Here is a 25,215-nt window from a genome sequence, read left to right as displayed (position 1 = left end):
TATGAATCAATTTCAAATAGAAACGGCTCAAAATATAAGTATCAATCAAAACACCTCTAACCTAGGTGAGCGTATGTTGGCCTATCTTATAGATAGCTTTGTAATTACAGTTTATACCATTTTGGTTTTTATTCTGTTGATTTCTTTGGATATAGATTTAGCCGACCAATGGGCTTATTATTTGGTTTTGAGCTTGCCTGCTTTTCTATATTACCTGCTGTTTGAAACCTTTTCCGATGGAAAGACAATTGGGAAAGGACTCATGTCACTCCGTGTTGTAAAACTGGACGGTTCTAAACCTAGCTTTGCGAATTATTTTGTGCGATGGGCCTTAAGAATTATCGATGTTAGTTTGACCTCTGGAGGAGGAGCGGTTTTAACCATTTTGATACGTGGAAAGGGGCAACGTATTGGAGATATTGCTGCAGGAACAACGGTTATCAGTGAAAAAAAGCGAATCACACTTAGAGATACCTTACTGCGCGAGTTGCCTGAAGATTATAAACCTCAATTTCCGCAGGTTACGGTATTTAAAGACCCAGAAATGCAGACAATAAAAGAACTGTATGATAAATCGAAATTAAATGGGGACCACAATGTTATTGTATCCTTGGACAAACGAATAAAGGAGGTGACAGGCATAAGCACACAACTAAAACCAATCGATTTTGTGGATCTAGTCATCAAAGACTATAACTATTACACCCAAAAAATGTAGGCATGTTTTATCAAACCATAGATATTTTAGGAACCGTTGCCTTTGCTCTTTCTGGAGTACTTGTCGCGATGGAAAAGCGATTGGATATGTTTGGAGTGCTCATCATTGCATTTGTGACAGCCATTGGAGGGGGAACTTTACGCGATTTGCTCATTGGGAATACTCCTGTCGTATGGATGCGTGATTTGACCTATGTTTCTACTATTTTCATCACTGTGGTTTTTGGAATACTCTTTGTAAAACAACTTAAATATTTAAGAAAATCCCTTTTTTTGTTTGATACCATTGGTATTGGGTTGTATACTATGGTGGGAATAGAAAAGGGCCTTCAAGCAGAACTATCACCAATTATGTGTATTGCACTAGGTACCATAACAGCTAGTTTTGGTGGTGTTATCCGAGATATTTTATGCAATGAGATTCCGGTAATCTTTAGAAAAGAAATTTATGCCACAGCCTGTATTTTAGGAGGAGCCAGTTACTTTCTTTTTACCCAGTTCCCTATTCAGGAAAGCTATGCCTATGTTCTGGCAATTACTATAGTAATTGTATTGAGACTCTTGGCCGTGAAATTTGACATACGACTACCTAGTATTTACAGAAAAAAGCTTGATTAAAGCACTTCAGCTTTAAGAATATATATATTCTTCCAAGGCCAATCCCCGTCGCCAACGGCAACATTGTTAATGGCATCCACTACATCCATGCCTTCAATTACTTTTCCAAAGGGCGTATAGGAGCCATCCAGATGATAAGAACCTGGTTTGGTCACCACAATAAAAAATTCGTATGGTGAAGCCAGTTTGTGCGGATTGTCTCGTTCACTGCTGGGCATGGAAATGGTGCCCCTATGGTGTTTATGACCTTTTTTTGCATCCGGAGGTAACAGATATCGACCAATTTCCCTCCTTTTTTTAGCGGTTTCCCTATCATCTGAGTTCCCACCTTGTATGATAAAATCTTTGACCACACGATGAAATTGGGTGTCGTTGAAATATCCTTTTTTGGCCAAATAGATAAAATTAGCCTTATGATATGGGACATTGTTATAAAGTTGCACCGTAAAGCTGCCCATGCTTGTGGTCAATTTTACCTTATTTTCCTCATGCTCCTTTGCATAATTGAAAAAGAAATCAATAGCATTTTCTTCATCCAATACAAATTCTTCTTCCTCTTTTTCTTGTATTTGAGGTTCTTGTATTTCGACAGCAATTGAATCGCTTTTTACAACGGATTCTTCTGTACTAGGAATGTTTTTTTTAGGAGATTCGCCACAAGAAACTAGAAAAATTAATAGTATACTTGTAACCAATGCCGATTGTTTTAGCAACATGAATTTTAAAGAATTTTATCAACAGGTTCTAAAAATAAAAAATCTACCTCTCCCCGGTGCAGAATCCCATCATAAAATGTCACCTTTAATGCGGATTCAGTGGTTGAACTCAAATAAAATAGAAAAACGAAACCCCAAAAGGGCAGGAGTTATGGCTCTTTTTTACCCAGATGCAGCTTTGGAAACCCGTATGCTTCTCATTTTACGGAAAACATATAAGGGTGTTCATTCCAATCAAATAGGATTCCCAGGCGGTAAAGTGGAAAAGCATGATACGGATATGATAAGTACCGCTTTACGCGAAACTCATGAAGAAGTTGGGGTTCCAACCCATGCGGTTGAGGTGCTAAAAGAATTGAGTGAGGTGTATATACCACCGAGTAATTTTATGGTTCATCCTTTTATTGGGGTGTATGCTAAACCGGAGCCTTTTGTAATCCAAGAGAGCGAGGTTGAAGCCTTAGTTGAGGTTTATTTGAAGGATTTTATGGACAAAGCCAATCATATTGAAGAAAATTTAAGCACCTCCTATGCCAAAAATATTAATGTACCTGCTTATAAACTAAACGGTTATACTGTTTGGGGCGCTACAGCAATGATGATGAGCGAAATCAAGGAACTTTTAGAACAAGTCCTTTGACCGCTATTTTGTAAATTAGCCCTCAACATATTCCGCATGGGGCTATTTAAAGAAAATCCTTTTGGTCATATTCTATTTTTAAAGCGATGGTTAATTCGTATTGCTGGAATGATGACGCATCAGCGATATAAGGGATTTAATACTTTAGAGATTGAAGGCTCCCAAATAATACGGGAATTACCAGATACCAATGTTCTATTTGTGAGTAATCACCAGACCTATTTTGCGGATGTTGTGGCCATGTTCCATGTTTTTAATGCCAGCCTAAAAGGCAGGGACGATTCTATTAGGAACCTTGGCTATCTCTGGAACCCTAAGCTTAATATCTACTATGTAGCTGCCAAGGAAACCATGAAGCAAAGCTTAATAGCCAAAATACTGGCCTATGCGGGTTCCATAAGTATTGAAAGAACATGGAGAGCAGACGGACAGGATGTAAACCGGCAGGTAAAATTTAGTGATATCAGCAATATTGCCATGGCTTTGGAAGACGGATGGGTAATTACTTTCCCTCAAGGGACCACCACCCCATGGAAACCGCTTCGTAAGGGAACGGCACATATTATTAAGAGGTATAAACCAGTGGTAGTTCCCGTGGTTATAGATGGTTTTAGACGTTCTTTTGATAAAAAGGGATTGCGTGTAAAAAAGAAAGGAATTCTTCAATCCATGCATATAAAAACACCCCTTGAAATTGACTACGATAACGAGTCCATTGACTCTATTATGGAAAAGTTGGAGTATGCCATTGAACAACACCCCTCTTTTTTAAAGGTGATTTCCAAGGAAGAACTTGCTGCATACGAGGCTGAGCATCGAAAAAGAAGGTATAGCTATAAAGGTGATTAAACCTCCAATTTTTTTAGCTCATTGTAATTTTCCTTGAGTCTTTTTAATAGAATTCCATAAAGCAATTTGTAAAACAACCATATCAATAGTAGTAAGACTGCAGTAAATACTATCGAAACGATGATGATCATGATCCAAAATGTAGTTTCGCTACCCTCTTGTGTGGCTGCTTCTATAATTTGTCTTCCTTCGGGACCATAGATAAAAACACCATAGATGCTAATAACCAAAGTGATGGTAAAAATGATAAGATTGAACCACACATATTGCGTCACTGTTTTTTTGACATCGAGTATGGTTTTCATCAACTTTTTAGAAGAGTCTGTGAAGGAAATCTTTCTATAATTTTTGTAGAATTTATAAATGAAGTACAGTATCACCGCGTAGTTCACAAAATTCAACACCATCATAGTATTGTAAATATGCATGGCTTTGAGCTCTTGCATAGATTCGGGATCGCTAAATATGATATTTATTCCTGCCCAAAAGACAAATTCTATCAAACTGATATAAAAAATCCACTTCACAATAGATGATGATTTTTTCCAAATCATCTTATATATCTGATCATAGGACAGCTTAGGAAGATGATCATCCTTTTTCTGCCAGTCTTTTTTTAAGAGCTCCAGTTCATCCATCATAACCTAAGGATTTAATATGGTTCTTAATTTATTTTTTACTCTATTCATTTTTACCCTTGCATTTACTTCGGTAATCCCCAAAGTTTCTGATATTTCAGCATAATCTTTATCCTCTAGATACAGAAAAACCAAAGCCTTATCAATGTCCCCCAACTGCCTTACGGCATTGTACATTAATTTTAATTGTTTTTCTTCCGTATCATCATATTCGTCGGTCTTAATTTTAAAAATTACCGAATCATAATCTTGGGTTTGCACCCGTTTTTTAGATTTTCTATAAAGTGTTATGGCCGTATTTAATGCCACACGGTACATCCATGTGCTGAATTTGGCATCTCCTCTAAACTTGGGATAGGCTTTCCATAACTGGATTGTAATTTCCTGAAACAAATCGTTATGAGCATCCCTATTGTTGGTATACAGACTGCACACCTTGTGAACAATGTTCTGATTGTTCTCAAGTTCTGTTACAAATCGATGTTCCAGTTCTTTATTCAAAGGGTTGGTAAGTTTGCCTTATAAGTATGTATAAAAGGACATTTGTTACAATTGCACGAGAAGAAAAGAGAAATTATTTTCTATAGTCCAAAGCAGGTGGTCTGTCGCCAAGCAGCGGTATATATTTAAAATCTTTACCTCTTCTTTCCTCTAATTCGGCTTTTGCCTTGTCAATTGTGCTCGGTGTTTTAAATAGATCCATAGCGGTAAGGGTAAGTGTTTTGGCAGCAACCATCATTCCTTTTGTTCCAATAGAAGTACCCCCTGCCGCAACAGCTTGCCAACTATGTGCTGGGGTGCCGGGCACCCAAGTAGCGGCACCCATACCTACAGTGGGTATGGTAAAACTTACATCACCCACATCTGTAGACCCATATGCTCTGGCCTCTTCTTTGTAAGGTTGGATGGAGTTTGCTCTTTGGATATCTAATTCCTCATAGCCCAAACTAACTGAGATTTTATTGGCAAAAGCTTTTTCTTCATCAGAATAAGAAACCCCGCCAACAGTGGTTAAGTTATCATGCATTAATTTTTGAAGGGTAAGGTTTGGCAACAATTCGTGCGTACCTCCAATCATTTCATAGTCCATGGTGGTACCCGTTCCCAAAGCCGCTCCTTCCGCTGCTTTAACAATACGGTCAAAAATATCAATGACAACATCTCTTTTATTATGTCTTGCGTAGTAATAGACTTCTGCAAAATTTGGAACCACATTGGGTGCTTTACCACCATCTGTAATTACATAATGTATGCGCGCTTCTTGCGGAATATGTTCACGCATCATGTTAACCATATTGTTCATGGCTTCAACCCCATCCAAAGCGGAACGACCCCTATCTGGAGCTCCAGCGGCATGGGCCGAAGTACCATGAAACCGGAATTTGGCTGATTTATTGGCAAGGGCAGCACCTGCACTTGCGGCGTTTTGAGCTCCAGGGTGCCAATGAATTGCGGCATCCACATCATTAAAGAGCCCTTCTCTCACCATATATACCTTACCAGAACCTCCTTCTTCTGCCGGACAACCATAAAAGCGGATAGTACCCTGTGTTTTACTTTTCTTTAACCAATCTTTTACAGCAATTGCGGCTGCAGTGGAAGCTGTTCCGAAAAGGTGATGTCCGCATGCGTGACCTGCAGCTTTGTTTGCGGATTTTTTTTCAGCTACGGCTTGTTGGGATAAACCTGGGAGTGCGTCATACTCTCCCAAAATTGCAATTACTGGATACCCCGACCCATATTCGGCTATAAAAGCAGTAGGAATTCCTGCGACGCCTTTATTTATGGAAAAACCTTCATCTGAAAGCGTTTTTTGCAACAGGGCAGAACTCTTATTTTCTAAATACCCCATTTCAGCAAGTTCCCAAATTTCGTGGGCGATATCCCCATATTTTTGAGTTTTGCTGTCTAAATTTTTTAAGGCGTTGTTTCTATCTTCTTGGGCAAAAGAAGTGAATACAAAAGAGAGGCTTGCAATACTAAATAGAAGTGCTTTTTTCATTGGAAGGTTATTTGAATTAGTCAGACTTTAAAGATACTAAAAAACCCATCTTAAATTGATTTTAAGGTCTTGGGATTACGTAAATTTGCGCCCATGTCAACTATGAATATTCCACAATCCAGTTTTCCAAGAATTATTATTATCGGCGGTGGCTTTGGAGGTATAGCATTAGCTAAAAAACTCTGTAAAAAAGAAGTGCAGGTGGTTTTGATTGATAAAAATAACTACCATACTTTTCAACCACTTTTATATCAAGTTTCAACAGGCGGGTTGGAGCCAGATTCCATTGCATATCCTATTCGTAAAGTGCTACAAGGATATTCTAATTTTTACTTTAGATTGGCTGAGGTAGAGCGAATCGATACTAACGGAAGAATGCTACAAACTAATATTGGAGAAATTCAGTATGATTATTTGGTAGTAGCCACAGGTTCTGAAACGAATTTCTTTGGAAATAAAAATATTGAAGCTATGGGGATGGCCATGAAATCCATTCCACAGTCCTTGAATCTTCGGAGTCTAATTTTGGAGAATTTTGAACAAGCTTTATTAACGGATGACCTTCACGAGCGCGACGCCTTAATGAATTTTGTTATCGTTGGAGGTGGACCAACGGGTGTGGAGTTGGCAGGCGCACTTGCCGAAATTAAGAAAGGAATTTTACCAAAGGATTATCCAGATTTGGATACCCGTAGGGCACAAATCAATCTGGTGCAAGGGAGCGATAGAATTCTTCCTGCAATGAGTGAAATAGCTTCGAGCAAAGCGGAACGCTTTTTAGAAAGTCTTGGGGTTAATGTCTGGAAGGATATTCGCGTTACAGATTATGATGGCGTGCATGTTTCAACAGATACCGATACCTCTTTTGATTGTGCTACCTTGGTGTGGGCAGCAGGAGTACAGGCGGTGCGTATTGAAGGTTTGGATGCTAAAGAGTTGTTGTGCCGTGGAGGCCGATTACCAGTAAACCAATTTCACCAAGTTGATGGATTCAAAGAAATTTTTGCCATTGGCGATGTAGCACAAATGGAAACCGAAGCTTTTCCGCATGGACACCCCATGATGGCACAGCCTGCTATGCAGCAAGGTGAGAATTTAGGGGAGAACTTGGTGCGGATTGTTGAAAACAAACCTTTAAAGCCTTTTGTGTATAAGGATAAGGGAACTATGGCCACGGTAGGCAGAAATAAAGCTGTTGTGGATTTGCCAAGGTTTAAGTTTCAAGGTGTTTTTGCCTGGTTTGTTTGGATGTTTGTGCACCTGTACTTCTTAATTGGGTTTCGGAATAGAGTAGTGGTCTTTATTAACTGGGTATACAACTACATCCGATTTGATCGCGAAGCACGTTTGATCATTAGGCCGTTTAAAAAAGTAAGGGCTAAATAGGTTGATCAGATTAAAAGATTTGGTGATCCATTTATACTGGCTTCTTTGCTAAAAATTCCCGAACTTCAGGTATCTGTTGCTAAAGAATCATTGAAACGATTTTTAGCTTGACGTTGTGCAACATACCCAAAATGAACAAACTGCTGACAATTTCACTTTTGATTTTCTTATTTCTGTCTTGTAAAAATGACAAAAAATCTGAATTGGAATTTTATGCAGAAAACCAAACTTCATTTTTTGATTTGAGAAATGGAAACTGGACAAAAAACTCGTGGATTAGGAAACCTGAAAATCTTAAAATGGTTCACGAATCATTTAAAAAATTTGGTTACGACAAACTTGAAAACCTGATTTTCAAAAGCGAGAACGAATTTTTAATTCAAGGGATTTATATAAAACGGAATTTCGAGAATTTAATGGACAGTTTGGAACTGACTTATGATAAACCTGAAATACAAACCAAATATTACGCTGAATTCTGGAATCGTAGAAAAGCGGAGAAAAACGACTCAATCGTTTATGAAATAATCCGAGAATTTAACTCTTTAAAATCGGATAATAAACGACTGAATTTTGAAAATCAGTTTGTTAATGACACTTTAGTTGACTTATTGAAAATTGAATTTGATAATTACAATCTGAATTCGGAAAAATTGAAATCGGATTTTTATACATTAAAGAAATACGGACTTCATCAATCAGCTTATAACCTACTCTATGAACGAGCAGAATATTCTGAATTGGAATTAGACCGAGAAAAATTAAAAAGGGAATTGAAAAAAACAACGGAATTTGAACAACCTTGGCTTATCGATAATGAAAAATAAAGTACGTTGTACAACAATGTATAACCCCTAATTACGGCGGATTCGACTACGTCCGAATCCACTCGGAATTGCTAACGTCAGTTCCTAACCGAAAATTAACGTATATTAACCCGTAACTGACGATTATACGAGACCAATAAGTGTTATCCGAGTTTTGGGGCATTCTTTTAAATTCAACAAAAGTTGATTTAGTCAATTTTATAAACACAAGCCTGGTACGGATTTAGCTCAAAAATAGTACTGCTTTTCAGCACTACGTTGGAATCGTTGGAGATAAGCAGTTGTACCGTTGAACTTGCCAAATCACCCAATTCTAAACTTACTTTTTCTTCAGAAAAACTAAGCAGTACCAGATAATTCTCATCATCCAAACTCCTGGTATACGCATAAACCTGTTCATTATCCTCCAATAATAATTGGTAATCTCCGTACACTAACCCCAAATGGTCTTTGCGTAGCTGAACCATTTTCTTGAAATAGTTTAATACAGAGTCCCGTTCCTTTTCCTGTTCAGCAACGTTGAGTCCTTTTTTATGGTTTGGGTGCACTTTTAACCACGGCGTTCCTTTGGAAAAACCTGCATGTTCAGATGCATCCCATTGCATTGGTGTTCTTCCGTTATCGCGACTGGCTTCTTTTTCATTTTCGATAAACGTATCCAAATCCACCCCTTGCTGTTTTAGCAACTCGTATCTGTTGAGGGTATTGATATCTTGATAATCATCAATAGTATCAAATCGAATATTGGACATTCCTATTTCATCACCATAGTAAAAATATGGAGTACCTTTCATGGTCAATAGGAAAGTGTGAAGCATAGTAGCAGAATTATGCCAATGTTCAGGGGAATCGTTGCCCCATCGGCTCACGGTTCTTGGGTTGTCATGGTTGCTCAAAAACATACTGCCCCAGCCTTTTTCGGCAAAGGTCTCATCCCAATCAGAATGTATTTTTTTGAACTCGGTGAGTTTCCATTTGTCCTCTCGCATCCAGAAGACTTCATCCCCATCACGGTCAAGGGACATCAATTCAAAATGGAAAAACATATTGAGTTCTTCTCTTTCCTCGTCCACAAATAATAAGGCTTGGTCCCTTGCCACCCCGGGAGTTTCTCCCACGGTCATAATATCATACTTACTAAGAACTTCTTGGTTCATTTCATGCAAATACTCATGCAATTTTGGGCCATTGGCATAAAACGGGATAAAGTTTCCGTTAAATTCTTCCGGTAATTCTGGGTAGTTGATGTCTTTGGAAATAAAAGGAATCACATCCATCCGGAAGCCATCCACCCCTTTTTTAAACCAAAAATGCATCATATCATAAATCTCCTGACGCACTTTGGGATTTTCCCACTTAAGATCTGGCTGTTTTACTGAAAAGTAGTGTAAGTAGTAGCTATCTGTTGGTTCATCATATTTCCATGCATCGCCGTCCACATCAAAATAGCTAAAGCGTTTTGGAGGAGTTCCTTTTTCTGCCGGCCACCAATGATAATAATCACGGTATGCATTATCCCTGGATTTTCTGGATTCTTCAAACCATTGGTGTTCATCACTGGTATGGTTGACTACCAAATCCATCACCAATTTTAAGCCACGGGTATGCATTTCTGCCAACAACTCATCAAAATCTGACATGGTTCCAAATTCCTCCATAATATTGCGGTAATCGCTAATATCATAACCATTATCGTCATTTGGAGATTTGTATACAGGGCAGAGCCAAATAATGTCGATACCAAGACTTTTGATGTAATCCAGCCTTTTGATTATTCCTTGTAAATCGCCTACACCATTTCCTGTGGTATCTTGAAAACTTCTTGGGTAAATCTGGTATACTACACCTTCTTTCCACCATTTTCTGTTTTCTATATCCATTAGCTCAAAATTTTGATTTCCAAATTTAAGTTCTTTTTTAAAGGCAGGTAAGATTTTTTTTGAAAGTAACTAAGGTTAAAATTTAATTAAATGATTGTATGGATATGTGTTGATGTGTAACTTGTTGTAAAACAACAAACCATGTTAAAGCACATTTTTAAATTTTCAATAATAATGTGTGTTTTGTTTTTGCAAAATGGGTATTCCCAAACGGTTGGAAATCCACCTTTATCCAAAGAAACGCCAATCTACATTGAAGGATTCGATTACCCAAGTTTTGACCCAATCTCCAATTATGCTTTTTTCAAGATTCATTTTCCACTAACCACAACAACGGAATTTAGTGTAGGGGGTGAGCATTATAGAAATTATATGGCCGATAGATTTACAATTCCTATTCAGTTTAAGAAATATTTTAACGAAAAATCCTATCTAATAGGAGGGTATCAACAGGAGTGGGATTTGCTCAACCGAGGCCGTGGACGCCCCAATCCAAAACCTATGCAAGAAGTTTTTTTTGGAATAGGCAATGATATTCGACCAAATTGGTTCATGGAAGCTAAAATGGTCCAACCTATAAGCAAGAAAGATTTCTATAAAGTAGGGCTTGAAGGGGTTAGAACAAGGCTGGAAGTTGGAACTAAACTGAAATTCTAAAAGGATATTATTTTCTAGGATGAAATTTGCTTAAGACTTTTACCAAATGAACCCGATTTACATGCATGTACACCTCCGTTGTGGTAATGCTTTCGTGCCCCAGCATTTGCTGAATTGCCCTTAGGTCCGCTCCGTTTTCCAAAAGATGCGTGGCAAAGGAATGTCTAAAAGTATGCGGGCTAATATTCTTTTCCATTCCAATTTTAATCGCAAGCTGTTTTATAATAGTGAAGATCATGGCTCTGGTAAGTTGTTTTCCTCGTCTGTTCAAAAACAGATAATCTTTGTGGTCTTTTTGAATTTGTAGATGGTTCCTTATCTCGTTTCTATAGATGTTGATGTATTTTTTGTTTACAGAACTAATGGGCACAAAACGTTGTTTGTTGCCTTTGCCGGTTACTTTTATAAAATCTTCATCAAAATAAAGGTCAGAAAGCTTCAAATGGATTAATTCGGATACTCGAAGGCCGCATCCGTATAAGGTTTCCAGAATTGCCCTATTGCGCTCACCTTCAGGTTTAGAAAGGTCAATTGCCGCGATAAGGGCGTTAATTTCGTCTGTGGATAAGGTGTCTGGTAGTTTTCTACCAATTTTTGGGGATTCAATCAAATCCATTGGATTGTCTGTTCTGTAATCCTCAAAAATGAGGTAATTAAAAAACCCTTTTAATCCAGAAATGATACGCGCTTGGGAACGTGGATTTATGGTTTTGGCAATGTCGTAAATAAATTTTTGAACTGTTTCCTGCTCAATTTGAACGGGTGAAACATTTATTTCATGTTGGTTGAGGTAATCGGTTAGTTTTTGTAGATCAAGGAGATAACTGGCAATGGAATTTTCGGAAAGCCCGCGCTCTATTTTGAGATAGCTTTCATAGTCCCGTAATGCTTGTCCCCAATTCATTGTTTAAAGATAGTTACATATTTTTTGAGCGTATGCTTCAATGATTGGTACAGGTCAATTCATATGCGGCAATAGTCAAATAAAGAATACAAATCATGCCAAGATTAATACTTTCATCCCTTGTTTTCACTATGATAGTTTAAAATTTAATTGCGATTGTAGGGGTTGAAAGAACTATACATTTTGGCCATTGTTCATACTATAATCAAGAAGGGCACGTTTAAGCTTTTACTAAATTTTAACAATCATGAAGAAAACTTTTTTACTTATCCTAACCGTATGTATAGCGGGTTTTACCGCAAGTGCCCAAGACAGAAGTAGTTTTAAGGCAGGTTTAATTGGAGGTATACCCGTAGGTGATGCAGCAGATGTATCAAGTTTTGCATTAGGTTTGGATGCAGCATACCATTGGGGTGTTTCTGAATTATTTGATGTCGGTTTGGCATCAGGATTTATAAATGCTTTTGGTGATACTACAACGTTATCTGGAGGTGGTTTATCGATAGAAACAGAATTTGAAGATTTTCAGTTTTTACCATTAGCAGCCTCAGTAAGAATTTATCCAACCTATCAATTCAAGTTTGGAGGAGATGTTGGCTATGCGGTTGGCGTAAATGCTGGAAATGAAGGAGGACTTTATTATAGACCGTTAATTGGGTATAATATCACTGGAAATACGGAACTAAACGTTTCTTACGTTGCAGTGGATAACGATGGGGCAACATTTTCCATTGCTATGGTAGGACTTCTGTTTTTATTTTAATTAGAGCTTTAGAACAGCTAAGAGAAGTAAGTAATAACCATAAATAAAGTAAAATGAAAAAATTATTGTTTGTTTTTACACTAACACTTTTATTCGCAGTCAACAGTAAGGCACAGACGAGCTATAAAGCGGCTGTGGGACTTGGTATTGACCTGTATGATAGCGCCACTTTTGTGGGGCCCAGTGGAAAGTATTTTTTCTCGGACAATCATGTTGGGCAAGCAGATCTAGGTTTTGAGGATAATGCTACCATACTCACGTTCCTCTATTCATACCACAAACAGTTTGTGGGTGCGCCTGGACTTAGGTGGTATGCCGGTATAGGTCCAAGTATAATACTTATTGATGATTTTGATAATATTTTCTCGTTACGTCCCCATGCTGGACTTGATTTTAAAATAGATGGTGTTCCGATTGTGATTAATTTTGATTGGAGGCCAGCTATCGTCCTTAGTGATAGTGGTGACGGAGAGGCAGGAGCCTTTGGCTTCGGTATTCAATATGCCTTTAATTAATAAAAAAACAGAAATGTATTTTTAGGTGGAAGTTTTCCTTCCATCAACATGCAACCAACTGTTGGTTTTTTGTTTGTAAAAGACGAGTATGGCACTTTGGTATTTTTTGTACTAAAAGTGCCATATTTTATTTAAGTAAAAGATTGATATTTTGAAGTTTTAAGACTGTTAAAGAACAGAGCGTTTAATATATTTGTAACTCATAACTAAATGACATATCATGAAGAAATCATTCATTTTAATTGTACTCTTTATTAGTATTGTAGCTGTAACGTATGGCCAAGAAGGTTTTGCGGTGAAAGCAGGTTTTAATAATGTATCTATCAGTGTTGATACTGGCGGATTTTTTGGAGATGCTAGTGATAGTGAGCTTGGGTTTTATGTTGGTGGGGGCTATAATTTTGAAGTATGCGAAAGCTTTGATATTGAGCCATCTTTACTTTTTAGCTTTGTGGATGATTTAACATCCTTGTATCTTCCTATTATGGGTAAGTACAGAATTACTGATCAGTTCAATGTGCAAGCAGGGCCGCAGATCAATTACCTATTGGAAGACCTTCCAGATGGTGAATTTGGACTTGACATTGCATTTGGAGGCGGTTACCAAATAGATGACAATTGGTTTGTTGAAGCCCGTTATGGCATTCAGATTTCAAGAGGTGGGGATTTTGGAGATGCGGTGGATATAAACACTTTAACTGTAGGAGCTGGATATAGATTTAATTAAAGCGCTAATAATAAATAGGTTTAAAAAGAGGAAGTTGTCGCTTCCTCTTTTTTATGCCTTAAAAATATTGGTACATTTATCCCATGAAATTAATAATAATCAACGGACCCAATTTGAATTTGTTGGGCAAGAGAGAGCCAGAAGTATACGGTAGCACAACTTTTGAAGATTATTTTTCTCAACTGCAACAAAAGTTCCCAGAAATTGAATTGGAATACTTTCAATCCAATATTGAAGGAGAGTTGATTGGTAAAATTCAAGAAGTCGGTTTTACTTATGATGGCATTGTCTTAAATGCAGCCTCTTACACACACACTTCTGTTGGAATTGGCGATGCGGTAAAAGCTGTAGAAGCCCCAGTAGTAGAAGTCCATATCTCCAACACGCACAAACGCGAGGACTTTAGGCATGTTTCCTATATTTCTTCAGGAGCGAAGGGCGTAATTCTTGGTTTTGGACTACAGAGCTATGACTTGGCTATTAAGAGTTTTATAGCCTGATAAGAATTATCCTCTAAATCCAAGGCACTATTTTTTTCGTATCTTAAATATCCCCATACCGTAGATATGAAAAAGATTTCTCCCCCGATTATCATTTTTTTGTTGCTTTTTTCATGTAACAGTGACAATGGAAATGGAACTTCAGATGATAACAATCCGCCCGATGAGACATTTATATTGGAAAATGCTTTTCCCAACCTGTCCTTTTCCAGACCTGTGGATTTCCAAAGCCCTGAAGATTCAAGCAATCGAATTTTTGTTGTGGAGCAGGGGGGAACCATTAAGGTTTTTCCGAATGATGAAAATTCCAGCAACGCTGAAACCTTTCTTGATGTCAGTGGAAACATCAACACAGAGGCCAATGAGCAAGGATTGTTAGGACTGGCATTTCACCCTGATTTCCCATCAAACGGATACTTTTACGTCAACTATACGCCAAACACAGGGCTATCGGTGACTTCACGATTTCAGGTTTCAACGGCTAATCCAGATCAAGCTGCCCCCAATTCTGAACTTATTTTATTGGAAATTCCACAACCGTTTACCAATCACAATGGAGGACAACTGGCATTTGGTCCTGATGGGTATCTTTATATCGCATCAGGTGATGGTGGTTCTGGAGGCGACCCTGGCAATAACGCTCAAAACTTATCCAATCTTTTAGGTGCTGTGCTGCGAATTGATGTGGATGGAGTTTCCAATGGATTAAATTATGCCATACCAACAGCTAATCCTTTTGTAGGTCAGGCCAATGCAAGGGAGGAGATTTACGCCTATGGTTTTCGAAACCCTTGGCGAATGAGTTTTGATACGCAAACCGGTAGTCTTTGGTCTGGTGATGTTGGGCAGGATGAACGCGAAGAAATCAATGTCATAACTGCTGGCGGAAATTATGGCTGGAAACTTTTTGAAGGCACTTTTTGTTTTTCAGGAGATTGCAATGACTCAGGGTTAATTGAACCAGCTTTTGAATATAACCATAACGGCAACGATCAATCCATTACAGGAGGTCATGTTTATCGGGGTAGCCAAACGCCGTCCTTGGCAGGAAAATATATCTATGCAGATTTTATAGATGGTCGTATCTGGGCATTGGATGCTACACAAAATAATCCTGGTAATACACTATTGTTAAATAGTAGTCTGAACATTTCTTCCTTTGGGGTAGACAACGATAATGAACTCTACTTTTGCGCTTTTGATGGATCTATCTACAGACTTGTAGAAGAAAACTAATTACTCAAACCCTTCAAATATTTTTTATCAGCATAAAAGGTTCCAAAAGGCAATAAAGAGGCCATAAAAAGGACAATAAACCGCTTAATGCTCCATTTACGAGTCCAACAGAAAGCCAAAGCAACTATTACATAGGCAATAAACAGTCCACCATGTGCATACCCTACTACTTTGTTAGGTTCAAGAATACCCGCCCAATATTTTAAAGGCATGGTCATCCCAAAAAGCAATAGATAGGAAATCCCTTCTAGAATTGCGGTAAGTCTAAAGAATTTTAGCACAGTCTGAATTACAAATGGATTACTTCATCATAAGCTGCGGCAACAGCTTCCATAACGGCTTCACTCATGGTTGGGTGAGGGTGTACGGCTTTTAGTATTTCATGGCCAGTGGTTTCCAATTTTCTAGCTACCACAGCTTCAGCGATCATATCCGTAACACCAACGCCAATCATATGGCAACCAAGCCATTCCCCATATTTGGCATCAAAAATAACTTTTACAAAACCATCTGGAGTACCGGAGGCTTTTGCCTTACCACTTGCGGAGAAAGGAAACTTCCCAACTTTTATGTCATAGTTTTGCTCTTTCGCCTGCTTTTCCGTTAGCCCTACTGATGCAACTTCCGGTATACAATAGGTACATCCAGGAATGTTTCCATAATCCAAGGCTTCTACATGCATTCCTGCAATCTTTTCCACGCATAAAATTCCTTCAGCTGAGGCAACATGGGCCAATGCTTGTCCAGGGGTAACATCACCGATGGCATAATACCCAGGAATGTTGGTTTGGTAGTAGTCATTGACCAAGATTTTATCTCGATCCACGGCAATTCCTACATCTTCCAATCCTATATTTTCAATATTGGTTTTAATACCAACTGCCGAAAGAACAATATCTGCTTCTAAAACCTCTTCGCCTTTAGCTGTTTTGATAGTGGCTTTAACACCATCACCTGAAGTGTCCACATGGGTAACTTCTGTTGAAGTTTTTATTTTGATACCTGCTTTTTTAAAGCTTCGTTCCAATTGTTTGGAAACATCCTCATCTTCAACTGGCACAATGGTAGGAAGGTACTCTACAACGGTTACCTCAGTTCCCATAGAATTATAGAAGTAGGCAAACTCAACACCTATGGCGCCACTTCCCACAACAATCATTTTCTTGGGCTGCGTTTCCAAAGACATTGCTTCTCTATACCCAATAACCTTTTTTCCATCTTGTGGTAAACTGGGCAGTTCTCTACTTCTGGCACCTGTTGCTATAATAATATGGTCCGCGGAATACTCAGCAGGGTCGCCATGTTCTCCTTTTACCACAACTTTTTTTCCTGGCTGTACTTTTCCGTAACCATTAAGAATCTCAATTTTGTTCTTTTTCATAAGAAATTGAACACCTTTGCTCATTCCATCCGCTACACCACGACTTCTTTTAACAACGGCATCAAAATCATGTTCTACCTTTTTTGCACTTAAACCATAATCCTCAGCATGTTTTAAGTATTCAAAAACCTGAGCAGACTTTAACAAGGCTTTGGTTGGTATACAACCCCAATTAAGACATACACCTCCTAAACTTTCCTTTTCTACAATGGCTGTTTTGAATCCAAGTTGTGAAGCCCGTATGGCCGTTACATATCCTCCAGGACCACTACCCAAAACAATTACATCGAAGTTGCTCATTATATTTAGATTTTAGTTGTTAAAAATGAAGTGCAAAAGTACGGAATTCAATTCCCAATTCCCAAGCTCGGAAATACCAAAATAAAGAGCACTTTAATTTGAAGTGTTATCTTTTTGGAACATCTTTTTATTGAATGCGTTAGACCCTCCTTTAGGAATGGATAGGGATATCCAGTTGGAGCCTTTTATCATTTTTCCTATGAAGGCTATTTGACCAATATGACTAGGATAATGGGCCAATTGTCTGTTTATGGCTTCGACAATGGTATGCTCTTCTTCTCTAATCCTAATTTTGGTATCAAAATTTGAAGCATTGATCTCCTCCAATGCATCAAAAAGACATTTCCATCCTTTTTCCCAAGCTAGAAACATTTCTTTTTTGTTGGCATAAGGTGCTTCAAATTCCATTTCACGGTTACGCCAGGTTTTTTCACCATCTTCCGTTAAAAAATTTGTCCATCTGCTCAGCATATTGCCTACTATGTGTTTTACAATAATGGCTATGGAGTTGTCTGTTTCTTTATGTGTCCAATGTATATCGGTATCGGAAAGTTGCGCAAAAGTCTTTTCTCCCATCGTTTTATACCGATGAAATTCAAAACGGACGCTTTTTAAATAGTTTTCTTGAAAGGCCATTATTTTTCAGTAGGATCAAAGCCAATACTTACAGAATTGATGCAATACCGCTGCCCTGTGGTCTCTCTTGGTCCATCGTTAAAAACATGACCTAAATGTCCACCACAATTGGAACAAACGGTCTCTGTTCTAATCATACCATGTGTGGTGTCCCGAATGTATTCTATGGCACCTTCTACGGCCTGATCAAAAGATGGCCAGCCACATCCGCTCTCAAACTTATGTTCACTTTCAAAAAGCTTGGCGTTGCAAGCCTTACAGTGATAATCGCCGTTTTCAAAATGTAGGTTGTATTGTCCTGTATGAGGTCTTTCCGTCCCTTTTTGTCTTAGTACATGATATTCTTCTGGAGAAAGCTCCCTTTTCCAGTCTTCTTCTGATTTTTGTACACTATGTTTTTTGTCCATACACTCAAAATAAGGAAAAATGGGCTAAAATTTTAACCCTTTAGTTTGTAAATGGTTGCCTAAATCTAAATTGATGTTTATTTGCTATCTGGAATAAAATCCAAAGCCACACCATTAATGCAATGTCTTTTTCCGGTAGTTTCTCTAGGTCCATCATTAAAAACATGGCCTAAATGCCCTCCGCAAGTAGCACAATGCTCTTCGGTTCGTGGATACCCTATTTTATAATCCACGTCATAAGCGACATTGCCTTCAATTTCTTTGTCAAAACTTGGCCATCCTGTACCAGATTTAAACTTATTTTCACTTCGGAACAGGGGAGTTGCGCAGGCTGCGCACACATAAGTGCCTTTTTCTTTATTATCCAACAAATCACTGGTAAAGGCATTTTCAGTGGCGGCTTTACGCAAAACATAGTATTCCATATCGGTTAGCTCCGCACGCCATTCTGCATCAGTTTTACTAACTGCGTAGGCTATCTCTTTTGTATCCTTATCTTCTTTTTTCTCTTCTTGTGAAATACCCTTGCACCCGGATAGTATGATGAGAGCGATGAAAAGCAAATTTTTCCCCATTTTTTATTTTTTCTTTAATAGACGGTTTTTTGCGTAAATCCTTTCAAAAATATGATTTCTTCATATTAGACATAAAAAAAGCCCTAATCGTTTGGAGTAGGACTTTTGGATTACTTCGCTATAGCTGTTAATTGATATCAATTTTTCTGACCTGACCTTCATTAATTCCCAAAGAGGACATTACGTTTCCAATATTGGAAGTGTCCATTTTGGATGAATTGGCAAATACACTGGGAACAAATACCAATCTAAAGGATTGATTGTCCGTAAAACTGGTATCTAAAGCAGATAAGTCAAAATTACCATCTATGAACAACTCTACATCTACAAAGGTGTGGGCCATAACATATTGTATGGTTCCTTCGGGTAAGAAGAAACTTTGCGGAATTTGACTCCATGCATCTGCTGTGCTACCACCTTCAAGGTCAACGGTGCCGTCAAGTAGGTATACCAGAACTGCATCTGCCTCAAATACTTCAAAATCGGTAACATCTTCAAATGTAATTAAGGAAGTGTAGATATTGCCATCAACGTCATAGTCAAAATTAACACCATCTACTTCAACAACTTGCCCTTGTATTCCATCTTGTCCGTTCAAGCCATCTTGCCCATCAAATCCGTCAAACCCAGGAGGGCCTGCAGGACCTTCACAGGAAACGGTAAATAATACAAGGAATATTCCTAAAATAGTACTGAATTTATTCATGGTTTTTGATTTTTGATTTGTGTTCATTTCATTTGTTTTCCTAGTGAAATCAAAAAGCATTCCATAAATTTTAAATCTCCAAAATTTCAGAAAATAAATATCTCTTCGCACACATTAAATTGTTGGTTTAATTTCTATATTTATGACAGTGACCAACTAAAACCAAATTATGTTTAAGCAACAGCGTGTTGTAATTGATAATATTCAGCCACAATTAGAATCTGGTAACTTTTTTATTAAACGAACGGAAGGAGAAAGCGTTTCGGTAACGGCCGAGGTTTTACCAGATGGACACGATGTAATTCAAGCTGAACTTCTTTATAAGCATGAAGGAGATAAAAAATATGCTGAGGTACGGATGGAGCATCTTGGAAACGATGTTTACGGCGCCGAATTTAAAGTAAACAAAAAAGGGTTTTATAATTATAAAGTTAGGGGATGGGTGGATTATGCGCTTAACTGGCAACATGGTACTGATGCTAAGTTGGGTGATGGACAACAACTTAAGAGCGAGCTTTTGGATGGTATTCAATACCTGAAATTTTTAACCAAAAAGGTTACTGAAAAAGAGAAAACAGTTCTTAAGGATTGGATTTCTCAGTTTGAAGATGAAAGCAGGTACGAAGAAGCCGTTGAAAACGCGGTTTCATTACAATTAAAAAATTGGTTTGTGGCGCATCCGCAGCGTCTTTTGGCCAATGAAAGCAAAGAGCTTCAAGTGTACGTGGACCGTAAAAAGGCAAATTTTAGTACATGGTACGAGTTTTTTCCCAGATCTTCTTCTCCAGAGCCTAACAAACACGGGACATTTAAAGATTGCGAAAAGCTACTGCCTAGAATTGCCAAAATGGGTTTTGACACCCTTTATTTCCCTCCAGTTCATCCCATTGGTGAGGTTAATAGAAAAGGGAAAAACAACACCGTAAATGCTTTGGATGGAGATTCGGGTGTACCTTGGGGAATCGGTTCTAAACATGGTGGACATAAAGCAATACACCCAGAGTTGGGTAGCGAAAAAGATTTTAGGAAGTTAATAAAGAAAGCGAGTGATTTAGGGATTGAGGTGGCCATGGATTTAGCTTTTCAGGCAGCTCCTGATCATCCTTATGTTACCGAACATCCGGAGTGGTTTAGAAAAAGACCCGATGGAACCATACAATATGCTGAAAATCCTCCTAAAAAATATCAAGATATAGTAAACTTTTATTTTGAAACCAAGGATTATAAGGCATTATGGAAAGAACTGCTCAGTGTAACGCTACATTGGGTTGACTTTGGCGTGACTATTTTTAGAGTAGATAATCCACATACAAAACCCTATTATTTTTGGAATTGGCTTATCACTGAGGTAAAAAAAGACCATCCAGATGTGCTGTTTTTAGCAGAGGCCTTTTCTAGACCGAAAGTAATGCAACAACTAGCAAAGCAGGGCTTTTCACAATCGTATACTTACTTTACATGGAGAGTAAGCAAGCATGAGCTTATAGAATATGTAACGGAGCTTACCCAAACTGACATGCGGGAGTATTATCGCCCAAATTTTTGGCCCAATACACCAGATATTAACCCGTATCACCTGCAAGGAGCAAATGAATCCACACATATTATCCGTTATGCCCTTGCTGCTACCTTAAGTGGAAACCTAGGGATTTATGGCCCTGTATTCGAATATATGGAAACGGCTGCCATGCCAGGGAAGGAAGAATATCTGGATTGTGAAAAATACGAAGTAAGACATTGGGACTGGTCCCAAGAAAATGTGATTACCCGACTGATTACAAAAATAAATCAGGTAAGACATGATCATCCTGCATTGCAGCAGACCAATAACATACAATTCTGCCAAATAGCCAATGATAATTTAATTGCCTTTTATAAATGGAATGATGATAGAACAGATGAAATGCTAATTATTATTAGCTTAGATTCTCAATATATGCAGCAAGGCACCGTTCAACTCCCTTTACAGGAACTAAATGGCAATCAAGGAGGCGCAATTGCAATTAAAGATGAGATTACGCAAAATGAGTACCATTGGCATGAGGAATGGAATTTTGTGGAATTGCATCCAAATTTGCCTTTTCATCTATTTCATATTAAAAAGTAAGAACATAAATAAGAATCAATTTTGAAGCCACCGTACGAGTTTAATATTGCATGGGAACAGTTATTGGAAGATGAAAACTTCACAGAAGCATTTTTGTCTACGGTGCTGGAAGACTATATCATTAGACAAAGATGGTACGGTGGAAAATCTAGCAAGCTAAAGTATATTGAATTACAGGAGCATTTTAAGATTCAGCAACAGGGCGAAGTATATTATGGTTTAATTCTGGAGGTAAACTTTGAAGAAGCTTTTTATCAGCACTATTTTCTTCCTATTGCTTTTGTTTCCGATGAGAATTTTGCCAAAAAGGATAGAATATTACCGCTTAAGTTAAATGGGCAGGACGGATTCATAATTGATGCGCTAAATTTAGATGCCTTTAGAAAGCTTGTTTTTGAAAGATTGTTACATGCCGAGCCCAACGATACCACTAGGGTAAGGTATCATAAAAGTATAGACCTTACGGATACTGAATACGTATCTTCACGTTTTATGGGGCTGGAACAAAGCAATACTAGCATCATAATGAACGACAATTATGTCATCAAATTCTTTAGGCGTATTTATGCGGATAAGAATCCCGATTATGAAATGAGTCGTTTTCTATCAGAAAAGAAGGAATACAAAAATACTCCGGCATATAGAGGGAGTCTTAGCATTATAGACTCCGACAATGCGAATATCACCATTGCCCTTATGCAGCAATTGGTTCCCAATGATGGTGATGCCTGGGATTTTATGCTTAAAGAGGTTGATGGAATTTTTCAATGTTTAGAACGAAAAAAAATAGATGTTTATAGCCTTCCAAATGTAGAGTTGTTCAAAAGGCTTCAGATTCCAGACGTCCCTCCTCAAATAATTGATTGGGCAGGATTAAGCATATTTCTAAAACTACAGACCATGGCCAAGAGAACAGCAGAAATGCACGTGGCTCTGGGCTCAGAATTTGAAGATACCGCCTTTACCCCAGAACATTTTAATGGAGACTATGAGGTCTGGCTAAAAAACAGATTGCTTTATCAGTTTCAAAACCGACTTAACACTGTTGAAAATAACATTAGTCGTCTATCAGGAATGTCTGCAGAGTTGGCGAAGGAATTTTTGGAACGAAAAAATGAAATAAGAAAACGCTTTATAAGTTTTGATTGGACTAAATTAAAAGGGGAACGACTTCGAGTTCATGGAGATTATCATTTGGGGCAGGTATTGGTAAAAGATGATGACTTCTATTTGTTGGATTTTGAAGGAGAACCGGAAAGCACCATTAGGGATAGAAAGGTAAAGCAACCCCCGCTAAAAGATGTCGCAGGCATTTTTAGATCCTTTCACTATGCCGTTTATGCATGTATTTTTAATAACGATGGCAAATATCCTTATACCCAAGAAGAGCTTTTTTATGCAGGAGAAATACTATATGCCTATTTTATAGGAGTGTTTTTGGGCACCTATGTTGATTTAATACAAGAAAACAATATTAATATTGGCTATACCCAAGAGCGTATTTTCTTGTTAGAATATTGTATGTTGGAAAAAGCAGTATACGAATTGGGGTATGAAATGAATTCTAGACCCCTTTGGGCAGTAATTCCGCTACGAGGAATTATGAGCATAATAAATAAAAAATAAATATGGCAAAAGTAATTGCACATAGTCTTTTTTCAGACTTCGATATCAATCTATTTAAATCTGGAAAGCATTATAGATTATACGAAAAATTAGGTTCTCATTTAGTAGAGGTAGATGGGGTTAAAGGCACCTACTTTGCTGTATGGGCACCATCCGCAAAATCTGTCTCGGTTGTAGGCGACTTTAATTTTTGGAATGCCGGAGAGCATGAACTTAATGTGAGATGGGATGAAAGTGGTATCTGGGAAGGTTTTGTGCCGGGTGTGGACAAGGGAACCAAGTACAAATACAAGATAAATTCCCATAACAATGATATCTGGACGGAAAAAGCAGACCCCTTCGGAAGGTACTGTGAGCATCCGCCAAATACAGCTTCCGTAGTTTGGGATGATCAACATAGCTGGAAAGACAAAAAATGGATGGATACCCGTGAATCCAAAAACGGCTTGGACAAACCCTATTCTGTTTACGAAGTCCATTTGGGGTCATGGAAGAAAAAAAATGGCTGGGAATTCATGTCCTATATAGAACTGGCGGATGAGCTTGTTAATTATGTAGAGGAAATGGGCTTTACCCATGTAGAGTTTATGCCGATTATGGAGTATCCGTATGATCCTTCTTGGGGTTATCAGCTAACAGGGTACTTTGCGCCAACATCACGCTTTGGAAAACCAGAAGACTTTAAAGTATTGGTTGACAAGTTCCACCAAAAAGGAATTGGGGTCATTTTAGACTGGGTACCTTCACATTTTCCAGAAGATGCCCATGGATTGGGCTTTTTTGATGGATCCAATTTATACGAGCATCCAGATAGGCGAAGAGGCTATCACCCTGACTGGAAAAGCCTAATTTTTAATTATGGAAGAAATGAAGTACGTGCTTTCTTGATTAGTAATGCAATTTTTTGGTTGGATAAATTTCATGTAGATGGACTACGGGTAGATGCGGTCGCTTCCATGTTATACTTGGATTATTCCAGAGAAGACGGCGAGTGGGAGCCAAATATGTACGGCAATAATGAAAATTTAGAAGCCATGTCTTTTCTTAGGGATATGAATACAGAGGTATATGCCAGCTTCAAAGGAGTACAAACCATAGCAGAAGAATCCACAGCATTTTCTGGAGTATCCAAGCCTGTGGAGTTTGGTGGTCTAGGTTTTGGCATGAAATGGATGATGGGTTGGATGCACGATACCCTGGAATTCTTTAAAAAAGAACCCATTTATAGATCATACGATTTAAATGGGGTCACTTTTAGTATGACCTATGCGTTCACAGAGAATTTTATGTTACCATTCTCGCACGATGAGGTTGTTTATGGAAAACAGTCATTGTTATACCGAATGCCAGGGGACGAGTGGCAACGCTTTGCCAACTTAAGGTTACTTTTTGGTTATATGTTTACCCATCCAGGCGCAAACTTGTTATTTATGGGTGCAGAGTTTGGACAATCGTCCGAATGGAATTTTCAAGAAAGCTTAGATTGGCATTTAACCCAATACGACTTTCATTCAGGAATTCAAGAAGTTATCAAAGATTTAAATAAGGTGTATAAAAATAATCCAGCCTTATATCAAAAACAATTCAGTCCAGATGGTTTTGAATGGATTGAGCACAATGATCAAGAAAATACGGTACTTACCTACATCAGAAAAGGAGAGGACCCCAAAGATGATTTAATTATAGCTTGTAATTTTACACCGGTACCACGAGAGAATTATAGGGTTGGTATTCCTAAAACCACACAATTGAAATTACTTTTTAATAGTGATGAGAAAAAATACTCTGGCAGTGGAGTGGGCAAAAAAACAATAAAACCTTCCGCCACGGAATGGAATGGACATAAACAATCCGTTTTAATGAATTTGCCACCATTAAGTGTATTAATTTACAGATAATGGA

At 38.1% G+C, this 25,215-nt stretch carries 27 protein-coding genes; 15 read left to right on the top strand and 12 right to left on the bottom strand.

Features of this window, described 5'->3' with window-relative positions:
* Position 1 precedes the first annotated feature (1 nt).
* Both FVB32_RS16865 and FVB32_RS16860 read left to right on the top strand, forming a co-directional pair.
* Positions 2-718, top strand: a complete 717-nt coding sequence (locus FVB32_RS16865) for an RDD family protein (protein ID WP_147744993.1) — start codon at positions 2-4, stop codon at positions 716-718.
* A 2-nt stretch (positions 719-720) separates the two neighbouring features.
* Positions 721-1,335: a trimeric intracellular cation channel family protein gene (locus tag FVB32_RS16860; RefSeq protein ID WP_147744992.1), complete on the top strand. Its 615-nt coding sequence runs from the start codon at positions 721-723 to the stop codon at positions 1,333-1,335.
* Here FVB32_RS16860 and FVB32_RS16855 read toward each other — a convergent pair.
* Complete coding sequence (locus FVB32_RS16855; protein ID WP_147744991.1) at positions 1,332-2,051, bottom strand: peptidylprolyl isomerase; 720 nt, start codon at positions 2,049-2,051, stop codon at positions 1,332-1,334. The genes FVB32_RS16860 and FVB32_RS16855 overlap by 4 nt on opposite strands.
* Here FVB32_RS16855 and FVB32_RS16850 point away from each other — a divergent pair.
* Entirely contained in the window at positions 2,050-2,691 is a 642-nt protein-coding gene (locus FVB32_RS16850; RefSeq protein ID WP_147744990.1) for an NUDIX hydrolase, read from the top strand. The genes FVB32_RS16855 and FVB32_RS16850 overlap by 2 nt on opposite strands.
* Before the next feature lie 36 nt (positions 2,692-2,727).
* Positions 2,728-3,540: a lysophospholipid acyltransferase family protein gene (locus FVB32_RS16845; protein WP_147744989.1), complete on the top strand. Its 813-nt coding sequence runs from the start codon at positions 2,728-2,730 to the stop codon at positions 3,538-3,540.
* Here the strand turns inward: FVB32_RS16845 and FVB32_RS16840 are convergent.
* From FVB32_RS16840 to FVB32_RS16830, 3 genes are all read right to left on the bottom strand, one after another.
* Positions 3,537-4,178, bottom strand: a complete 642-nt coding sequence (locus tag FVB32_RS16840; RefSeq protein WP_394348889.1) for a hypothetical protein — start codon at positions 4,176-4,178, stop codon at positions 3,537-3,539. The genes FVB32_RS16845 and FVB32_RS16840 overlap by 4 nt on opposite strands.
* Before the next feature lie 6 nt (positions 4,179-4,184).
* Positions 4,185-4,679, bottom strand: a complete 495-nt coding sequence (locus FVB32_RS16835; RefSeq protein ID WP_147744987.1) for an RNA polymerase sigma factor — start codon at positions 4,677-4,679, stop codon at positions 4,185-4,187.
* 73 nt (positions 4,680-4,752) lie between these two features.
* The gene (locus FVB32_RS16830; protein ID WP_147744986.1) at positions 4,753-6,180 is read right to left on the bottom strand and encodes an amidohydrolase; all 1,428 of its coding nucleotides are present in this window, start codon (positions 6,178-6,180) and stop codon (positions 4,753-4,755) included.
* A 102-nt stretch (positions 6,181-6,282) separates the two neighbouring features.
* On the opposite strand from FVB32_RS16830, the gene FVB32_RS16825 reads away from it, so the two are divergent.
* Both FVB32_RS16825 and FVB32_RS16820 read left to right on the top strand, forming a co-directional pair.
* Complete coding sequence (locus FVB32_RS16825) at positions 6,283-7,566, top strand: NAD(P)/FAD-dependent oxidoreductase (protein ID WP_147745092.1); 1,284 nt, start codon at positions 6,283-6,285, stop codon at positions 7,564-7,566.
* A 131-nt stretch (positions 7,567-7,697) separates the two neighbouring features.
* Positions 7,698-8,393: a hypothetical protein gene (locus FVB32_RS16820; protein WP_147744985.1), complete on the top strand. Its 696-nt coding sequence runs from the start codon at positions 7,698-7,700 to the stop codon at positions 8,391-8,393.
* A 188-nt stretch (positions 8,394-8,581) separates the two neighbouring features.
* Here FVB32_RS16820 and FVB32_RS16815 read toward each other — a convergent pair whose 3' ends face one another.
* The gene (locus FVB32_RS16815; protein ID WP_147744984.1) at positions 8,582-10,273 is read right to left on the bottom strand and encodes a glycoside hydrolase family 13 protein; all 1,692 of its coding nucleotides are present in this window, start codon (positions 10,271-10,273) and stop codon (positions 8,582-8,584) included.
* A 141-nt stretch (positions 10,274-10,414) separates the two neighbouring features.
* Here FVB32_RS16815 and FVB32_RS16810 point away from each other — a divergent pair, with 141 nt between their 5' ends.
* A complete protein-coding gene (locus FVB32_RS16810) occupies positions 10,415-10,930 on the top strand; it encodes a hypothetical protein (RefSeq protein ID WP_147744983.1) in 516 nt (171 codons plus the stop codon).
* 7 nt (positions 10,931-10,937) lie between these two features.
* Here the strand turns inward: FVB32_RS16810 and xerD are convergent, their stop codons facing one another.
* Complete coding sequence (xerD, locus tag FVB32_RS16805) at positions 10,938-11,834, bottom strand: site-specific tyrosine recombinase XerD (RefSeq protein WP_147744982.1); 897 nt, start codon at positions 11,832-11,834, stop codon at positions 10,938-10,940.
* Between the two features lie 247 nt (positions 11,835-12,081).
* Between xerD and FVB32_RS16800 the strand changes: the two genes are divergently transcribed.
* The 5 genes from FVB32_RS16800 (at position 12,082) to FVB32_RS16780 (ending at position 15,575) form a co-directional block, all read left to right on the top strand.
* On the top strand, positions 12,082-12,597 hold the full coding sequence (locus tag FVB32_RS16800; RefSeq protein WP_147744981.1) for a hypothetical protein: 516 nt from the start codon (positions 12,082-12,084) through the stop codon (positions 12,595-12,597).
* A gap of 53 nt (positions 12,598-12,650) precedes the next feature.
* Complete coding sequence (locus tag FVB32_RS16795) at positions 12,651-13,112, top strand: hypothetical protein (protein ID WP_147744980.1); 462 nt, start codon at positions 12,651-12,653, stop codon at positions 13,110-13,112.
* A 220-nt stretch (positions 13,113-13,332) separates the two neighbouring features.
* Positions 13,333-13,839, top strand: coding sequence for an outer membrane beta-barrel protein (locus FVB32_RS16790; RefSeq protein WP_147744979.1), 507 nt, complete (start codon positions 13,333-13,335; stop codon positions 13,837-13,839).
* A gap of 83 nt (positions 13,840-13,922) precedes the next feature.
* Positions 13,923-14,339 carry a type II 3-dehydroquinate dehydratase gene (gene aroQ, locus FVB32_RS16785; RefSeq protein WP_147744978.1) on the top strand — a complete coding sequence of 139 codons (417 nt, stop codon included), beginning with the start codon at positions 13,923-13,925 and terminating at the stop codon, positions 14,337-14,339.
* Between the two features lie 66 nt (positions 14,340-14,405).
* A complete protein-coding gene (locus FVB32_RS16780) occupies positions 14,406-15,575 on the top strand; it encodes a PQQ-dependent sugar dehydrogenase (RefSeq protein ID WP_147744977.1) in 1,170 nt (389 codons plus the stop codon).
* On the opposite strand, the gene FVB32_RS16775 is transcribed toward FVB32_RS16780, so the two are convergent.
* The 6 genes from FVB32_RS16775 to FVB32_RS16750 form a co-directional block, all read right to left on the bottom strand.
* The gene (locus FVB32_RS16775; protein ID WP_147744976.1) at positions 15,572-15,856 is read right to left on the bottom strand and encodes a DUF3817 domain-containing protein; all 285 of its coding nucleotides are present in this window, start codon (positions 15,854-15,856) and stop codon (positions 15,572-15,574) included. The two genes, FVB32_RS16780 and FVB32_RS16775, sit on opposite strands and share 4 nt — an antisense overlap.
* Before the next feature lie 8 nt (positions 15,857-15,864).
* Entirely contained in the window at positions 15,865-17,256 is a 1,392-nt protein-coding gene (gene lpdA, locus FVB32_RS16770; RefSeq protein WP_147744975.1) for a dihydrolipoyl dehydrogenase, read from the bottom strand.
* Between the two features lie 93 nt (positions 17,257-17,349).
* Positions 17,350-17,892, bottom strand: a complete 543-nt coding sequence (locus tag FVB32_RS16765; RefSeq protein WP_147744974.1) for a DUF1572 family protein — start codon at positions 17,890-17,892, stop codon at positions 17,350-17,352.
* A complete protein-coding gene (msrB, locus tag FVB32_RS16760; RefSeq protein WP_147744973.1) occupies positions 17,892-18,299 on the bottom strand; it encodes a peptide-methionine (R)-S-oxide reductase MsrB in 408 nt (135 codons plus the stop codon). Before msrB (FVB32_RS16760) ends, FVB32_RS16765 begins: the two co-directional genes overlap by 1 nt.
* Positions 18,300-18,376: 77 nt before the next feature.
* A complete protein-coding gene (msrB, locus tag FVB32_RS16755; RefSeq protein WP_147744972.1) occupies positions 18,377-18,874 on the bottom strand; it encodes a peptide-methionine (R)-S-oxide reductase MsrB in 498 nt (165 codons plus the stop codon).
* Between the two features lie 127 nt (positions 18,875-19,001).
* Complete coding sequence (locus tag FVB32_RS16750) at positions 19,002-19,607, bottom strand: collagen-like triple helix repeat-containing protein (protein WP_246139906.1); 606 nt, start codon at positions 19,605-19,607, stop codon at positions 19,002-19,004.
* Between the two features lie 142 nt (positions 19,608-19,749).
* On the opposite strand from FVB32_RS16750, the gene FVB32_RS16745 reads away from it, so the two are divergent.
* The 3 genes from FVB32_RS16745 to glgB are packed head-to-tail and all read left to right on the top strand — an operon-like array spanning position 19,750 to position 25,211.
* Positions 19,750-21,687 (top strand): alpha-1,4-glucan--maltose-1-phosphate maltosyltransferase, encoded by a 1,938-nt coding sequence (locus FVB32_RS16745; protein ID WP_147744970.1) that lies wholly within the window; start codon positions 19,750-19,752, stop codon positions 21,685-21,687.
* Positions 21,688-21,708: 21 nt separating this feature from the next.
* Positions 21,709-23,313 carry a trehalose synthase gene (locus tag FVB32_RS16740; RefSeq protein ID WP_246139905.1) on the top strand — a complete coding sequence of 535 codons (1,605 nt, stop codon included), beginning with the start codon at positions 21,709-21,711 and terminating at the stop codon, positions 23,311-23,313.
* Between the two features lie 2 nt (positions 23,314-23,315).
* Positions 23,316-25,211 (top strand): 1,4-alpha-glucan branching protein GlgB, encoded by a 1,896-nt coding sequence (gene glgB, locus FVB32_RS16735; protein WP_147744968.1) that lies wholly within the window; start codon positions 23,316-23,318, stop codon positions 25,209-25,211.
* Positions 25,212-25,215: the final 4 nt, after the last annotated feature.

This window comes from Flagellimonas hymeniacidonis (assembly GCF_008040165.1).
In the GTDB taxonomy this organism is placed as follows: domain Bacteria; phylum Bacteroidota; class Bacteroidia; order Flavobacteriales; family Flavobacteriaceae; genus Flagellimonas; species Flagellimonas hymeniacidonis.
The sequence above is the reverse complement of the archived record's forward strand: the minus strand, read 5'-3'. Positions and strand labels throughout refer to the sequence as shown.

What these genes read in the sequence shown, in the direction of transcription:
- FVB32_RS16820 (WP_147744985.1), top strand. Translation starts at nt 7,698, where the DNA reads ATGAACAAACTGCTGACAATTTCACTTTTGATTTTCTTATTTCTGTCT.
- FVB32_RS16790 (WP_147744979.1), top strand. Translation starts at nt 13,333, where the DNA reads ATGAAGAAATCATTCATTTTAATTGTACTCTTTATTAGTATTGTAGCT.
- glgB (WP_147744968.1), top strand. Translation starts at nt 23,316, where the DNA reads ATGGCAAAAGTAATTGCACATAGTCTTTTTTCAGACTTCGATATCAAT.
- xerD (WP_147744982.1), bottom strand. Translation starts at nt 11,834, where the DNA reads ATGAATTGGGGACAAGCATTACGGGACTATGAAAGCTATCTCAAAATA.
- FVB32_RS16765 (WP_147744974.1), bottom strand. Translation starts at nt 17,892, where the DNA reads ATGGCCTTTCAAGAAAACTATTTAAAAAGCGTCCGTTTTGAATTTCAT.
- FVB32_RS16830 (WP_147744986.1), bottom strand. Translation starts at nt 6,180, where the DNA reads ATGAAAAAAGCACTTCTATTTAGTATTGCAAGCCTCTCTTTTGTATTC.
- msrB (WP_147744972.1), bottom strand. Translation starts at nt 18,874, where the DNA reads ATGGGGAAAAATTTGCTTTTCATCGCTCTCATCATACTATCCGGGTGC.
- FVB32_RS16840 (WP_394348889.1), bottom strand. Translation starts at nt 4,178, where the DNA reads ATGGATGAACTGGAGCTCTTAAAAAAAGACTGGCAGAAAAAGGATGAT.
- FVB32_RS16750 (WP_246139906.1), bottom strand. Translation starts at nt 19,607, where the DNA reads ATGAACACAAATCAAAAATCAAAAACCATGAATAAATTCAGTACTATT.
- aroQ (WP_147744978.1), top strand. Translation starts at nt 13,923, where the DNA reads ATGAAATTAATAATAATCAACGGACCCAATTTGAATTTGTTGGGCAAG.
- FVB32_RS16745 (WP_147744970.1), top strand. Translation starts at nt 19,750, where the DNA reads ATGTTTAAGCAACAGCGTGTTGTAATTGATAATATTCAGCCACAATTA.
- FVB32_RS16800 (WP_147744981.1), top strand. Translation starts at nt 12,082, where the DNA reads ATGAAGAAAACTTTTTTACTTATCCTAACCGTATGTATAGCGGGTTTT.
- FVB32_RS16810 (WP_147744983.1), top strand. Translation starts at nt 10,415, where the DNA reads ATGTTAAAGCACATTTTTAAATTTTCAATAATAATGTGTGTTTTGTTT.
- lpdA (WP_147744975.1), bottom strand. Translation starts at nt 17,256, where the DNA reads ATGAGCAACTTCGATGTAATTGTTTTGGGTAGTGGTCCTGGAGGATAT.
- FVB32_RS16855 (WP_147744991.1), bottom strand. Translation starts at nt 2,051, where the DNA reads ATGTTGCTAAAACAATCGGCATTGGTTACAAGTATACTATTAATTTTT.
- FVB32_RS16850 (WP_147744990.1), top strand. Translation starts at nt 2,050, where the DNA reads ATGAATTTTAAAGAATTTTATCAACAGGTTCTAAAAATAAAAAATCTA.
- FVB32_RS16795 (WP_147744980.1), top strand. Translation starts at nt 12,651, where the DNA reads ATGAAAAAATTATTGTTTGTTTTTACACTAACACTTTTATTCGCAGTC.
- FVB32_RS16780 (WP_147744977.1), top strand. Translation starts at nt 14,406, where the DNA reads ATGAAAAAGATTTCTCCCCCGATTATCATTTTTTTGTTGCTTTTTTCA.
- msrB (WP_147744973.1), bottom strand. Translation starts at nt 18,299, where the DNA reads ATGGACAAAAAACATAGTGTACAAAAATCAGAAGAAGACTGGAAAAGG.
- FVB32_RS16815 (WP_147744984.1), bottom strand. Translation starts at nt 10,273, where the DNA reads ATGGATATAGAAAACAGAAAATGGTGGAAAGAAGGTGTAGTATACCAG.
- FVB32_RS16860 (WP_147744992.1), top strand. Translation starts at nt 721, where the DNA reads ATGTTTTATCAAACCATAGATATTTTAGGAACCGTTGCCTTTGCTCTT.
- FVB32_RS16825 (WP_147745092.1), top strand. Translation starts at nt 6,283, where the DNA reads ATGAATATTCCACAATCCAGTTTTCCAAGAATTATTATTATCGGCGGT.
- FVB32_RS16865 (WP_147744993.1), top strand. Translation starts at nt 2, where the DNA reads ATGAATCAATTTCAAATAGAAACGGCTCAAAATATAAGTATCAATCAA.
- FVB32_RS16845 (WP_147744989.1), top strand. Translation starts at nt 2,728, where the DNA reads ATGGGGCTATTTAAAGAAAATCCTTTTGGTCATATTCTATTTTTAAAG.